Annotated in this window: 13 protein-coding genes; 7 read left to right on the plus strand and 6 right to left on the minus strand. The window is 68.3% G+C overall.

The window, feature by feature from the left end; genetic code table 11:
- Positions 1 to 109 precede the first annotated feature (109 nt).
- From CAM01S_RS01620 to CAM01S_RS01635, 4 genes are all read left to right on the plus strand, one after another.
- Entirely contained in the window at positions 110 to 1,750 is a 1,641-nt protein-coding gene (locus CAM01S_RS01620; RefSeq protein WP_157071341.1) for a S1C family serine protease, read from the plus strand.
- A gap of 188 nt (positions 1,751 to 1,938) precedes the next feature.
- Positions 1,939 to 2,982: a glycosyltransferase family 2 protein gene (locus tag CAM01S_RS01625; RefSeq protein WP_066516690.1), complete on the plus strand. Its 1,044-nt coding sequence runs from the start codon at positions 1,939 to 1,941 to the stop codon at positions 2,980 to 2,982.
- Between the two features lie 2 nt (positions 2,983 to 2,984).
- Complete coding sequence (locus CAM01S_RS01630; RefSeq protein WP_066515230.1) at positions 2,985 to 3,803, plus strand: CDP-alcohol phosphatidyltransferase family protein; 819 nt, start codon at positions 2,985 to 2,987, stop codon at positions 3,801 to 3,803.
- Positions 3,804 to 3,856: 53 nt separating this feature from the next.
- Complete coding sequence (locus tag CAM01S_RS01635) at positions 3,857 to 4,702, plus strand: glycosyltransferase family 2 protein (protein WP_245631499.1); 846 nt, start codon at positions 3,857 to 3,859, stop codon at positions 4,700 to 4,702.
- A gap of 19 nt (positions 4,703 to 4,721) precedes the next feature.
- On the opposite strand, the gene CAM01S_RS01640 is transcribed toward CAM01S_RS01635, so the two are convergent.
- Genes CAM01S_RS01640 through CAM01S_RS01655 form a run of 4 tightly spaced genes read right to left on the minus strand, consistent with a single transcriptional unit; the run spans position 4,722 to position 7,387 of the window.
- Positions 4,722 to 5,015: a hypothetical protein gene (locus tag CAM01S_RS01640; protein ID WP_066515238.1), complete on the minus strand. Its 294-nt coding sequence runs from the start codon at positions 5,013 to 5,015 to the stop codon at positions 4,722 to 4,724.
- Between the two features lie 42 nt (positions 5,016 to 5,057).
- Positions 5,058 to 5,834, minus strand: coding sequence for an ABC transporter ATP-binding protein (locus CAM01S_RS01645; RefSeq protein WP_066515243.1), 777 nt, complete (start codon positions 5,832 to 5,834; stop codon positions 5,058 to 5,060).
- The gene (locus CAM01S_RS01650; protein ID WP_066515246.1) at positions 5,834 to 6,655 is read right to left on the minus strand and encodes an ABC transporter permease; all 822 of its coding nucleotides are present in this window, start codon (positions 6,653 to 6,655) and stop codon (positions 5,834 to 5,836) included. Before CAM01S_RS01650 ends, CAM01S_RS01645 begins: the two co-directional genes overlap by 1 nt.
- 36 nt (positions 6,656 to 6,691) lie before the next feature.
- Positions 6,692 to 7,387, minus strand: coding sequence for a phosphocholine cytidylyltransferase family protein (locus CAM01S_RS01655; RefSeq protein WP_066515250.1), 696 nt, complete (start codon positions 7,385 to 7,387; stop codon positions 6,692 to 6,694).
- Positions 7,388 to 7,857: 470 nt separating this feature from the next.
- Here CAM01S_RS01655 and CAM01S_RS01660 point away from each other — a divergent pair, with 470 nt between their 5' ends.
- Positions 7,858 to 8,892 carry an ABC transporter ATP-binding protein gene (locus CAM01S_RS01660; protein WP_083527629.1) on the plus strand — a complete coding sequence of 345 codons (1,035 nt, stop codon included), beginning with the start codon at positions 7,858 to 7,860 and terminating at the stop codon, positions 8,890 to 8,892.
- On the plus strand, positions 8,868 to 10,427 hold the full coding sequence (locus tag CAM01S_RS01665) for a hypothetical protein (RefSeq protein WP_157071342.1): 1,560 nt from the start codon (positions 8,868 to 8,870) through the stop codon (positions 10,425 to 10,427). The genes CAM01S_RS01660 and CAM01S_RS01665 overlap by 25 nt, the downstream gene beginning before the upstream one ends.
- A 12-nt stretch (positions 10,428 to 10,439) precedes the next feature.
- Here CAM01S_RS01665 and CAM01S_RS01670 read toward each other — a convergent pair whose 3' ends face one another.
- Together CAM01S_RS01670 and CAM01S_RS01675 are read right to left on the minus strand one after the other, a co-directional pair.
- The gene (locus CAM01S_RS01670) at positions 10,440 to 10,700 is read right to left on the minus strand and encodes a DUF3039 domain-containing protein (RefSeq protein WP_066516695.1); all 261 of its coding nucleotides are present in this window, start codon (positions 10,698 to 10,700) and stop codon (positions 10,440 to 10,442) included.
- 29 nt (positions 10,701 to 10,729) lie between these two features.
- A complete protein-coding gene (locus tag CAM01S_RS01675) occupies positions 10,730 to 12,016 on the minus strand; it encodes a nicotinate phosphoribosyltransferase (RefSeq protein WP_174520401.1) in 1,287 nt (428 codons plus the stop codon).
- Between the two features lie 67 nt (positions 12,017 to 12,083).
- On the opposite strand from CAM01S_RS01675, the gene murI reads away from it, so the two are divergent.
- Positions 12,084 to 12,920 carry a glutamate racemase gene (murI, locus tag CAM01S_RS01680; RefSeq protein ID WP_066515263.1) on the plus strand — a complete coding sequence of 279 codons (837 nt, stop codon included), beginning with the start codon at positions 12,084 to 12,086 and terminating at the stop codon, positions 12,918 to 12,920.
- Positions 12,921 to 12,965: the final 45 nt, after the last annotated feature.

The raw sequence follows: 12,965 nt of genomic DNA on the forward strand, positions 1-12,965 counted from the left end.
GGTGCGACGATGCAGAATCCGGCTCCGCCGTGACACCTGGCCCATCATCGCGTTCCACCATCCGGACGCCCGACCGACCATCGTCGGGCTCGAAAGGAGCACCCTCATCATGACCGACCGTTCGCCGAACGAACCCGACGACGTCGCAGGCCGCGAAGCGGGTCGGGATGTTGAGCAGGACATCCACGAGGAGCCAGACATCGCCGGCGCCGAGCCGACGACGCAATACACGGCACCGTATCCGCAGCACTGGTCGCCAGCGCCCGCACCCGCACCCGCGTCCGGGGAACCGGAGCGAGCCCACCAGGGTCATGACGATGCGTGGCAAGGACAGGGGGCCTGGCAGCCGCAGCAGGCGTGGCATCAGCAGCCGCAATGGCACGCGCCGCAGTCGGGCGCGCCGGACTACGGCCAGGCGAGCGCTCACTCGGGGTTCGGCGGCCACGCCGCGCAGCCCTCCTGGGAACAACCGTGGAATGCGCAGTACGACCAGGCTCCGATGTCGAGCGGCCTCTCCGGGGGCTCCTACTTCGAGTCGGCGAACGAGACCCCTCGACGTCAGCGCGCGTCACGGAGAACGGCCCCACTCGTCGGAGCACTGCTCGTCGGCGCGCTCGTCGGAGGTGCCGCTGGAGCAGGGTGGACGGCGGCCTTCGGACCGCATGCGTCGAACACCGCAGCAACGAGTGGCCAGCCCGGTGGCAACATCACCGTGAACGATTACAACTCGGCCTCCGTCGTCACGGCGGTCGCGGCGAAGGCGACGGGATCCGTCGTGACCATCAACGCGACTGCGTCGTCCGCATCGGGGACCGGGTCCGGCGTCGTGCTCACCGCGGACGGCTACATCGTGACGAACACGCACGTCGTCACACTCGACGGCGACAGCGGAAGCGCGAGCATCTCGGTGACCACCTCCGACGGTCACATCTATCCGGCGAAGGTGGTCGGCACCGACCCCACGGTCGATCTCGCCGTCGTGAAGATCGACGCAAAAGGTCTGACGCCGATGCCGTTCGCGGATTCGGCGAAGCTCAACGTCGGTGACACGGCGATCGCCATCGGCGCGCCGCTCGGCCTGTCGAACACCGTCACCGACGGCATCGTCTCGACGCTGAATCGCAGCATCTCGGTCGCGTCGAGCGCGCCCGGCAGCGGGTCCGGTGACCCGAACTCCGGCGGCACCGACCCATTCAACTTCGGCGGCCAGAGCGGGACCGCGACGAACTCGACCGTCTCGCTGCCCGTGATCCAGACCGATGCCGCGATCAACCCCGGGAACTCCGGCGGTGCGCTGCTCGACTCGAAGGCGCGTCTCATCGGGATCAACGTGGCGATCGCGAGCGCGGGCAACCAGAGTTCGTCGACGTCGCAGTCCGGCAGCATCGGCGTCGGCTTCGCGATCCCGTCCGACCTCGTGAAGCGGGTCTCGGACGAGATCATCAAGAACGGCAAGGCGACGCACGGCCTCCTCGGCGCGAGCGTCACCGACGCCACCGCGGACCAGAACGCCACGCAGGTGGGTGCGCTGATCAAGTCCGTGACGAAGGGTGGCGCTGCGGATCAGGCGGGCATCCAGCCCGGCGACGTTGTCACGGCCCTCGGTGGGATCCCGATCACGAGTGGAACCGACCTGACCGCGCAGGTGCGCTACTTCGCGGGCGGTGCGAAGACGTCGCTCACCTATGTGCGCTCCGGGCAGTCGCACACGGTCGACGTGACCCTCGGCACGTACGCGAGCACGAGCTGACGCTGACGCAGACGCGGATTCCGACGCGCACGCGGTGACAGCCGCTGGCGACGCTCGACCGTATCCGCTCGGGCAGCGTGCAGCTGAGCGTGCCGGCCCGAGCGACGCGGCTTGATAGGCTCGTCGTCGCTCTGACAAGGGCCGACGGATGCGACTGAGCGCGTCCACGACCACAAGGTATGGATCGAATGCAGCGAGACGGCGCGCCCCTGCCCGGGGTCTCCTACGTCATGCCGGTCCTCAACGAGGTCACAGAGGTTCGTGCCGCGGTCGCCAGCCTGCTGGCGCAGGAGTACGACGGTCCCGTCGAGATCATTCTGGCGCTCGGCCCGTCGATCGATGGAACGAACGAACTGGTCGCGGAGATGAGCGCCTCCGACCCGCGGATCGTTGCGATCGACAATCCCATTGGGTCGACTCCTGCCGGCCTGAACGTCGCGATTCGGGCTTCTCGGTATCCCGTCGTCGTCCGCGTCGATGCGCACTCGGTCCTCCCACGCGACTACACCAGGATCGCGGTCGAGACGCTCGCGGCGACCGGTGCGGACAACGTCGGTGGCATCATGCGTGCAGAGGGGCGAACCGCATTCGAGCGCGCCGTCGCGCATGCGTACGGCAGCAGGGTCGGGCTCGGCGGCACCCCGCACCATGTCGGAGGCACGGCCGGGCCTGCTGAGACCGCCTACCTCGGGGTATTCCGCCGCGAGCGCCTGTTCGAGGTCGGTCTCTTCGACGAGGACATCAAACGTGGTCAGGACTGGGAGCTCAATCGTCGACTCCGGATGACCGGAGGAACGGTCTGGTTCACCCCGGAGCTCGTGGTGACCTACCGGCCGCGCCCGAGCCTCCGTCGCCTGATACGGCAGTTCGTTGCGACCGGCCTCTGGCGGGGCGAACTCGCGCGCCGATTCCCGACCGGGAACGGCATCCGCTATTTCATCCCGCCGATCATGGTCGTCGCCGTGGGTGCCGGGTTGATCGCGGGAGTCGTCGGGCTGATCGGTGCGCTCGCGCACGCGGGCGCAGCCTGGGCGCTCCTCGGGCTGGCGATTCCGGCGACCTATCTGGTGTTCGTCGTGATCGGCAGCCTCGTCGTCGCGCGCGCGAGTTCGTTGCGCACGCGGCTGTGGCTCATGGTCGTGCTTCCGTGCATCCATGTCGGGTGGGGCACGGGATTCATCGTCGCGTTCCTCACGCGCACTTCCGAGCTCACGACCCATACAGGACGGTGACGGTGGCTGACGCGAATCACACATCGACGCAGGCCCGACCGCGTTCGATCGCCGAGCTGCGCGCCGTGGCGCAGCCCGACGAGGTTCGAGCGCGCGCGAACGCCGAACACTGGACTGCGTCGCTGTATCTCCGGGATCTGTCGCCCTACTTGACATGGACGCTCCTCCGAACTCGGGTCAGCGCGAATCAGGTCACGGGCCTCATGATCATGGTCGGCTGGGCGACTGCCGCTGCACTGCTCATTCCCGGTGTGTGGGGTCCGTTGGTCGCGCTCCTCCTCGGCCAGCTGCAGATGCTCGTGGACTGCTCGGACGGCGAAGTCGCGCGCTGGCGCAATACGCGGTCTCCTGCGGGCGTGTTCCTCGACAAGGTCGGGCACTACACGACGGAGGCGCTGATCCCCGTGATCCTCGGGGTGCGCGCTGCTGGGCTCCCCATCGTCGGCGCGTCCTGGATGTGGACGACGTTCGGTTGCACGCTCGCGCTCGTCATCGTGATCAATAAGGCGCTCAACGACATGGTGCATGTCGCGCGGGCCCATGGGGGCCTCGCACGGCTGGAGGATCGGCGCGACGCATCGACGGCGCCAGGCCGGCGCGGACTGGCGTCCCTCCGACGGCTCGCGCGCTTCCTCCCGTTCCACCGGCTCTACCACTCTGTCGAGTTGACGATGCTCGCCGTCGTGTTCGGGGTCGTCGGCATCGCCATCGGCCAGAGGCCGGCGTTCGAGATCCTCGTCGCTGCACTCCTCCCGCTCGCGCTGCTCGCGACCGTGGGACACTTCGTGGCGATCCTCTCGTCGCGGCGGGTTCGCGCGTGACCGGACAGGGCGGCCGCGGGACGGCGAGTGCAGTCCGGCCGCGGGTCGGAGTCGTGAGCCTCACCCAAGGGACGCGGCCGAACGAGCTCCGGCACGGGCTGCAGAGCGTGCTCCAGCAGCGCGACGTCGATCTGGATGTTGTGTGCGTGGGGAACGGTTGGGATCCGAGCGACCTGCCGGACGGCGTCCGCCCGCTGTACCTGCACGAGAACGTCGGGATTCCCGCAGGGCGGAACGCGGGCGCGGCCGCGGTGCGGGGCGACTACATCTTCTTCCTCGACGACGATGCATCGGTGCCTTCGCCGACGTTCCTGATCGACGCGGTTCGTCGATTCACGTCGGATCCCAGCCTCGGCCTCATTCAGCCGCAGGTTGTCGACCCATCGGGCGCGGCGAATCCGCGGCGGTGGATCCCACGGATTCGGAAGGGCGACCCGTCCAGGTCCTCCGCTGTCTTCAGTGTGTGGGAGGGCGCCACGATGCTGCCGCGCGAGATCTTCGACGCCATCGGAGGCTGGGGTGATCCGTACTTCTACGCGCACGAAGGGATCGAGCTGGCGTGGCGCGTCTGGGACGCGGGTCGTCGGGCCTGGTATGACGGCGGGCTCGTCGCCCACCACCCGGCGGTGAGCCCCACGCGACATGCCTCGTACATCCGGCTGAACGCTCGGAACAGGGTATGGCTCGCGCGCCGGAACCTTCCGGCGGCACTGCGTCCGATCTACGTGGCAAGCTGGGCGACGGTGCAGTTGGTGCGGTGGTGGCGACACCCGGCTCGATTGATCGTCTGGTGGCGGGGCCTGCTGGAGGGATTCCGCACTGACTGCGGCGATTCGCGCGTCATGGCGTGGCTCACCATTGCGCGGATGGCCCTGGCCGGTCGGCCGCCAGTGATCTAGTCGGACCGCGACGCACCAGTCACGCCATCGGACTCAGGTTCAGACGCCACAGGTATTCGGCATCGTTCGGACGCCGCCACCGAACGACGAGGATGCCGGTGTCGGTGTGGGAGGCGCCGAAGACCGCGATCGAGAGTTCGGCTCCCGGCGCGAGGCATCGGACGGCGAGCGGGGGCGCGTAGCCATTGCCCAGATGCGTCAAGCTGATCGCGCGGACCGGCTCAGTGCTCATGTTGCGAAGCCGGTACAGGCGCGGCGCAGCGGAGCGGTCGACGACGAATGGGACGGAATACGCGGGTTCGGTGCTGAGCATGCGCTCAGGATAGGAGGGGCTACCGACGCCGGGCGGGATGCATCAGGTCGGGTAGTCGCTGGCGTAGCGATCGAGCGCGTCCCCGATCGAGCCGTCGAACTGCAGCGTCCCGCGGTCCAGGTAGATCCCGCGCTCACAGAAGCGGCGCAGGTCGTTCTCGTTGTGCGACACGAAGAACAGGGTCCGGCCGTCGGCGAGCATCGCGTCGATTCGGCGGTAGCACTTCTCGCGGAAGCGCTTGTCGCCGACGGCGAGGACCTCGTCGACGAGAAGGATCGGCTCATCGAGACGGGCGATCACGGAAAACGCGATGCGCACCTGCATGCCGCTGGAGAGGTGCTTGTACGGGGTGTCGATGAAGTCCTCGAGCTCCGCGAACGCGATGATCTCGTCGAAGCTCTCCTGGATCTGCGATCGAGGCATGCCGTGCAAGCCGGCGGTCAGGTAGACGTTCTCGCGCACCGTCAGGTCGTTGACGAAGCCGCCGGTGATCTCGATGAGCGGTGCGACGCCGCCACGCACTCCGACGCGGCCCTCGTCGGGGAGCATCACCTGCGCCACCAGCTTCAAGAGCGTGGATTTCCCTTGACCATTCCGTCCGACCACTCCGATCGCTTCCCCGGGGCGCACGTCGAAGGAGACACCTCGCAGCGCCCAGAACTCATCCGCAGGGCGACGGCGCTGGGCGGACGAGAACAGATCTTTGAACGATCGCTTCGCCTTCCGGTTGCGCTTGAACCGGATGCCGGCGTTCTCGACGACGATGACGGGAGACGCGGCATGATCGACCGGATGCCGCACACTGATGCTGTCGGTCATCACAGTTCCTTCAGGACGCGACGTTCGGAGCGGCGGAACACGGCGACGCCGATCGCGAGAACGACCAAGGTGACGATCGCGGCGGCGATCACCTCGTGCAGGTCGAGCTGTTTCGGGAAGAAAGCCGCGCGATACATGCCGATGATCCCCGCGAGCGGATTCAGCGCGAAGACGTCGTGCACGCCATGCGAGAGCGCGAGGGGCGAGTAGACGATCGGGCTCGCGTAGAACGCGAATCGCAGAATGAGCTTCACGGCGCGCTCGAGGTCACGGAAGAACACGACGAGCGGCGCGATGATCAACCCGAGGCCGTAGATCAGCGCTCCTTCCATGATCACGGCGAGCGGGAAATACACCACCTGCCAGTGGAGGTGGGCTCCGGAGAAGATCGCGAAGAGCGCGAGCACGGGGATGCTGAGGAGGAACTCGATCCCTTTCGACAGATCGATCCGCGCGACCCAGATGGAGCGCGGGATCGTCGTCGAGCGGATGAGCCGCGCTTCGCTGGTGAACGCGCGCGTCGAGTCCGAGACGGCGCCCGTGAACCACATCCACGGCAGCAACGCAGTGAGCAGGAACGTGATGTACGGATCCTCGCCCGCGCCGCCGCGGTGGAAGATCTTCGTGAACACGAACCAGTAGATCAGGGACATCAGGAGCGGATCGAGGATCGACCAGATGTAGCCGAGCGCGGACGTCGAATACCGGACGCGGAGATCGCGCGAGGTCAGCAACCACAGTGCGTTGCGGTAGCGGGCGGTTGCGCTCCGAGAGGTGCTGTAGACCGCGGACTTCGGCGGTGTCGCGGTGGTGCTCGTCATTCGTTCCTCGGCGTCCGGCCGAGGAACGAACCACTGTTACCTGAACAGCGCGTTGGCGCGGTCCAGATCCTCGGCGAAGTCGATCTCGACCGCATAGAGGTCAGAGATGTCAACGGGCGTCCAGCGTAACCCGTCTTCGTGGATCGCCGCCTCGATCCCGCCTTCGAAGTACTCCTGGTCGGGAACCTTCGCGAGATGGCGGATGAGCGCAGCCTTGTCAGCGCTCGAGACGTAGTTGATCCCGACTGCTTCGCCGAGCGCATTCGTGACCTGCTTTGAGAGCTGGTCGATACACCCCGCTGCGTCGACGGTGTACTTGACCTCCTCGTCAGACACCTTCTCGGTGTTGACGCTCACGAACGAGCGGTCGAGGTCGATCATGTCCGCGGCACGGACGAGCGCGCGCGGATCGAAGACGACGTCACCGTTCATCCAGAGCACACCGCTCTTGCCGGTCGCCTTCAGCGCGCGCAGCAGGCTCTTGGAGGTGTTCGTCGAGTCGTAGGACTCGTTGTACACGAAGTTCGCGTCGGGGAACGCCTCGACGATGTGCTCGGACTTGTACCCGACCACGACAGTCACTCGCGCCGCCGAACCGAACGCGGCCGCGATGTTGTCGAACTGCTGCTGCATGATGGTGCGACCGTCGCTGAGCTCGGTCAGCGGCTTCGGGAGGCTCCGGCCGAGACGGCTTCCCATTCCTGCGGCGAGAATTACGATCTGCGTAGTCATGCGGGTTCCTTTCGACGGTCGGACCGAACACGGCCGGCGCGGAGCCGTACTCGCACCGTGCGACTCGCGTGCATGCTGTCGGCCGGCCCTCTGAAACTCCCGAGAATCAGTTCAGAAAGCGCGGGCTTCAGCAGGCGGATCGGCAAGCAATGCGGCGACGAATCCAGTGACGACGGGTTGAACACCCGGTCGCCGTTCGGTGAATTCTACGCCGGATCCCCGGATCGGGGTGTGAAACCGGACATTCGTCACGCAACCGTAACGACTGTCTCCTCCGGGCCATGGCCCTCCCGTCCGGACGAACCCCGCCCTGCCGCCGTCCAAGCTCGGGTGCCGTGGATAGGGTGGGGAGAACGGCGGAAGCACGCCCCAAGCGCGTCGGGGCCGCGCAGGGGCGATTCGGCCGAGCCGTGCGCGATCCCGCTGCACGCACATTGCGGCGCCCGCCGCACACGAGCACAAGGGGCGAAATGACCGACGACGAGGCGCCTCCCGGCCAGGCCGAGAACGCGCGCGCCGGCTCGGAGGAGCAAGCCCTCCCTCCGCGCCCCGCACGCAGCCGGGCGCCGAGGGCTCCCCGCGTCAGCCGCACGCAGGCCGCAGGAGCGACGCGTGCTGACGTGGCGCCGACGACCGACGGCGAGGACGACCAGGCTCTGGCGTCCCCCTCGGCGGACGACACCGTCCCTGCACCGCGCAAGCGAACGGGGCGCTCTGCACCCCGGCGTCCGACTCGAGAACAAGAGCCGGTGGTCCTTCGAGCGGACGGGCTCACGAAGCGATACGGCACGACGCTCGCCGCGGACAGCATCGACCTCGAGATTCGGCGCGGATCCATCTACGGCATCGTCGGTCCGAACGGAGCGGGCAAGACGACGACCCTCTCGATGCTCACTGGGCTCCTGCGTCCCGATGCCGGCTCCGCGTTCGTTCTCGATCAGGACGTCTGGACAGACCCGGTCGCCGCGAAACGCAGTCTCGGGATCCTGCCGGACCGTCTCCGACTGTTCGACCGGCTGACCGGCGTGCAACTCCTCACCTCCGCCGCTGTGCTGCACGGCGTCGACATCGCCACCGCACGCAGCCGAGCCGCCGACCTCGCGACCGCATTCGGTCTCGGCGATGCGCTCGGCCGGCCGGTGTCCGACTACTCGGTGGGCATGGCCAAGAAGATCGCGCTCGCGGCGACGCTGATCCACACACCTCGCGTGCTCGTGCTCGACGAACCCTTCGAGTCCATCGACCCGGTCAGCCTGGTCGGAATCATCGAGATTCTCCGTCGGTATGTGCGGGGCGGCGGCACCGTCGTGCTGTCGAGCCACTCGATGGAGCTCGTGCAACGCACATGCGACTCAGTCGCGGTCATCGTCGGCGGCCGGGTGCTCGCCGCCGGGACCATGGCCAAGGTGCGGGGTCGCAAGAGCCTCGAGGACAAGTTCGTCGAACTCGCCGGTGGTCTCGGCGCTGCGGAGAGCATGGAATGGTTGCACAGCTTCTCCGCCTGAGGGCCGCCATGCTCCTCGGTATCGTCCGGACCGACCCGGTCAGGGCGGTCGGTCGGAGCGTCGGACTGCTCGCATCGCTCGGCGCCTCGTTCGTCGTGGCGGTGGTCGTCGCGAACGTCGACACGACGACGCCGAGCGGCCGCGGCGTCATCGTCGCGGTGAGCGCGCTCATGCTGATTGCGTTCACCGTCGTCCCCGCCATCACGGGTGCTCGCGACGCAGTCGACCCTCTGCGCTTCCGGCAGTTCCCGCTGGGGCAGCGCGACGCGGCAGTCGGACTGCTTGCCGCCGGCGCGCTGAGCTGGCCGATGCTCTGCCTCCTCATCGTCGCCATCGGCGCCGCGGTCGGGCTCGGGAGCACCACCGGTGCAGCGACGGCTGCGGTGATCAGCGTCGTGCTGGTCGTCGTGCAGGCGACGGCGTTCGGTCGTGTCGCGGTGAGTGCGACCACGCTGCGCACGGAGACGCGATGGACACGCGCAGCGCAATGGGGAATCGCGATCGTCCTCGCGGCGCTCGCTGCCGTCGCCGTGCCGTTGCTGATGGTCGGCATGCGCGGAGGCTCCGGCGCCGCCGGGATCGGAGCCGTCCTCGGCTGGACGCCGTGGGGGAGCGCGGCCGCGTTCACCGCGAGCGTCGAAGCGGGTCATGCCGGAGCGGCCGTCGGGCAGCTGATCGAATCGCTCGCCGTCACGGCAGCGCTGCTCGCGACCTGGTGGGTGCAAGCGGGGCGTGCGCTCGAGGCGACGCCGCCCTCGCCGACCGGGACGCGCCTCCAGATCGGCGGATTGTTCCGGATGGTCGGACGCACCTCGGTCGGCGCGATCGCTGCCCGGTCGTTCGTCTACTGGGGTCGCGACCCGCGGTATCGCGCGTCGTATCTGGTGCTCCTTGTCGTGCCCATCGTCGTCATCCCACTGGGTGTCGCGGGGATGCCATGGCGCTTCGCCGCCCTGGTACCGCTGCCCGTGATGGCGCTTATCGCCGGATTCCTGCCGCACAACGACGTCGCGCTCGACGGAACGGCCCTCTGGATGCACGTCGCAGCGGGTGTGCGCGGCTGGGCTGATCGCCTGGGCCGGATCATGCCGATGCTCGTGGTCGGCCTTCCGGGCGTCGTCGTCGGCGCGCTCGTCGTTGCGGGGCTGTGGGCCCCGTCAGGGACCCTTGCGCCAGAGCTTGCGGCCTCGATCTGCCTGCTCCTGACCGGCACCGGGCTCTCGAGCGTCGCGTCGGCACTGCTGCCCTACCCCGCGGTCCGCCCGGGCGATCGGCCGTTCCAGCAGCCGCAGTCGCTCGGCTCGCATGCGGTGCTCGCCCAAGTGCTCACGCTCGCACCAACCCTCGCCTTGAGCGCTCCGACGATCGTCCTCGGCGTCATCGCCATCGTGACCCGCGACCCAGCGACCGCCGCTCACGCACTGCTCGTCGGCATCGGGACCGGCGTCCTCGTCCTCGTCCTCGGCGTGCTCGGTGGCGGGTGGGCGTTCGATCGACGCGGTCCGGCCCTGCTCCAGGCCGTTCAGCGCTTCTGAGCGGAGCGGGACCTATTCGTCCCGCATGCGTTCGTAGATCGCCTTGCAATCGGGGCACACCGGGAACTTCTCGGGGTCGCGCCCCGGGATCCACTTCTTGCCGCAGAGCGCCCGCACCGGCTTGCCCGTCATGGCCGATTCCAGGATCTGCTCCTTGCGCACGTAGTGCGAGAACCGTTCGTGATCGCCCGGCTCGACGGTCTCCTCTTCGAGCAGCCGCTCGAGTTCGCGGTCCATGACATCGGTTCCGCCCACCGGCTCCGTCGTGCTCATGACCCCAGCGTACGACTCGACCGGTCCGATCACACGACCAGCGTGGGGATGGCCGGATCGCCGCGACCGATCCGCTCAGCATCGGCCGGCAACTCCTGTTTGGCCCCCCGATGGTGCCGCCGTGCCGCCTGCACCCCGTCGGTACCGAGCCACCGCGGGTCGACCTCGCCGTGCTCCGCGACGCCGACGAGCAGCGGCCGCTCGTCGATGACCGACGTGGGCTCCACGCGGATCACCTCCGCGATCGCCGCACCGCCGCTGAGACGACGACCGGCCCATTTGCGGCCTCCGATCGTGGCCTTGTCCACCGACTTCTTCGCCACCGGCTCGAGATCACCCGCAGCGGACTCGCGCGCGACGAGCTTGAACACCATTCCCGCGGCGGGATGGCCGGAGCCCGATACCACCGAGGTTCCGACGCCGTACGCGTCGACCGGCGCTCCGCGGAGCGCAGCGATCGTGAACTCGTCGAGGTCGTTCGTCACGGTGATCGTCGTCCCCCGTGCGCCGAGCGCATCGAGCTGCGAACGCACTGCGCGGACGACGCTCGGAAGGTCGCCGCTGTCGATCCGGACGCCCCCGAGCACTCCGTCGGTCAGGCGGACGGCAGTGTCAACAGCCCTGGCGATGTCATAGGTGTCCACTAACAGCGTCGTGCCGGTGCCGAGTGCGGCGAGCTGTGATCGGAACGCCTCCTCCTCGGAGGCGTGCAGCAGTGTGAACGCATGGGCGGCGGTCCCCATGGTCGGGATGCCCCACGTGCGCCCGGCCTCGAGGTTGCTCGTCGCGCCGAACCCCGCGATGTAGGCAGCTCGGGCCGCGGCGACGGCGCTCCACTCGCCGGTCCGTCGGGAGCCCATCTCGGCAACAGGTCGTCCGTCGGCCGCCGAGACCATCCGCGCGGCAGCCGATGCGACCGCCGAGTCCGCGTTCAGGATGCTGAGCGCGAGCGTTTCAAGCACGACCGACTCGGCGAACGACCCCTCGATCTGGAGGACCGGCGAATTCGGGAAATACATCTCGCCTTCCCGGTACGCGCGAATCGTGCCGCGGAACCGGTACTCCTCGAGCCACCGTGCCGTCGCCGCGTCGACGACGCCCCGGTCGCGCAGGAATCCGATCTCCTCGTCGCCGAAGCGGAAATCCTTGAGCGCGCCCAAGAACCGCCCCAGTCCCGCCGCGACCCCGTAGCGGCGTCCGTCGGGGAGACGGCGCGCGAACACCTCGAACACGCATCGTCGGTCCGCAGTGCCGTCCTTCAAGGCCGCATCGACCATGGTGAGCTCGTACTGGTCCGTCAGGAGGGCGGTGGTCACTCCTGGGAGCGTAGTCGGCACGCCCGCGCCGACCTCCGTGCAGGCTCGGACTGGTTAGGGTTGCACTGTGACGAGCGCGCCGATCGGAGTCTTCGACAGCGGTGTCGGAGGACTCACCGTCGCGCGCGCCATCATCGACCAGCTCCCGAGAGAGAGCATTCGCTACGTCGGCGACACGGCGCACTCGCCATACGGCCCGAAGCCGATCGCCGACGTCCGCCGATATGCGCTCGCCGTCATGGACGACCTCGTCGATCAGGGTGTCAAGACCCTCGTGATCGCCTGCAACACGGCCTCCTCCGCGGTCCTCCGCGACGCGCGCGAACGGTACGAACGTGCGGCGGGCATCCCCGTCATCGAAGTCATCCAGCCAGCGGTTCGCGCCGCAATGCAGCAGACCCGCTCTCGACGCATCGGGGTGATCGGCACGGAGGGAACCATCGCCTCCCGGTCGTACGAGGATGCGTTCGCCGCGGCGAACGACGTCACGCTGACGCTTGCCGCCTGCCCCCGCTTCGTCGAGTTCGTCGAGGCCGGGGACACCGCGAGTCCCGCGCTGCGAGCGGCGGCCGAGGAGTATCTCGAGCCGATCCGACGCGCGGACGTGGACACCTTGATCCTCGGGTGCACGCACTACCCGCTCATGTCCGCGGCGATCCAGTACGTCGTCGGCCCCGATGTCACGCTCGTCTCCAGCGCAGAGGAGACCGCGAGCGACGTCTATCGGCGTCTCATCGAGCACGGCCTCGAACGCGTCGACGCGCGGCCGCCGACCTACACATTCGAGGCGACCGGACTCGATCAGGCCGGCTTCAAGGCGCTCGCCCGACGCTTCCTCGGCCCCGAGGTCGCGTCGGTCGGACACCTGCAAACCGGCGTCATCGCTCTCCCCGCCGACGCCTGACGGGCGCAATGACCACCTCCGGACCGTTCCGAAACGACGAAAGCA

The organism is Curtobacterium ammoniigenes NBRC 101786 (assembly GCF_001571045.1).
Taxonomy (GTDB): Bacteria; Actinomycetota; Actinomycetes; order Actinomycetales; family Microbacteriaceae; genus Curtobacterium; species Curtobacterium ammoniigenes.

Excerpts from the sequence above, each read along its gene's own strand:
- CAM01S_RS01645 (WP_066515243.1), bottom strand. The coding sequence starts at position 5,834 with ATGACCGACAGCATCAGTGTGCGGCATCCGGTCGATCATGCCGCGTCT.
- CAM01S_RS01665 (WP_157071342.1), top strand. The coding sequence starts at position 8,868 with ATGGTTGCACAGCTTCTCCGCCTGAGGGCCGCCATGCTCCTCGGTATC.
- CAM01S_RS01670 (WP_066516695.1), bottom strand. The coding sequence starts at position 10,700 with ATGAGCACGACGGAGCCGGTGGGCGGAACCGATGTCATGGACCGCGAA.
- CAM01S_RS01655 (WP_066515250.1), bottom strand. The coding sequence starts at position 7,387 with ATGACTACGCAGATCGTAATTCTCGCCGCAGGAATGGGAAGCCGTCTC.
- CAM01S_RS01640 (WP_066515238.1), bottom strand. The coding sequence starts at position 5,015 with ATGCTCAGCACCGAACCCGCGTATTCCGTCCCATTCGTCGTCGACCGC.
- CAM01S_RS01650 (WP_066515246.1), bottom strand. The coding sequence starts at position 6,655 with ATGACGAGCACCACCGCGACACCGCCGAAGTCCGCGGTCTACAGCACC.
- CAM01S_RS01625 (WP_066516690.1), top strand. The coding sequence starts at position 1,939 with ATGCAGCGAGACGGCGCGCCCCTGCCCGGGGTCTCCTACGTCATGCCG.
- CAM01S_RS01620 (WP_157071341.1), top strand. The coding sequence starts at position 110 with ATGACCGACCGTTCGCCGAACGAACCCGACGACGTCGCAGGCCGCGAA.
- CAM01S_RS01660 (WP_083527629.1), top strand. The coding sequence starts at position 7,858 with ATGACCGACGACGAGGCGCCTCCCGGCCAGGCCGAGAACGCGCGCGCC.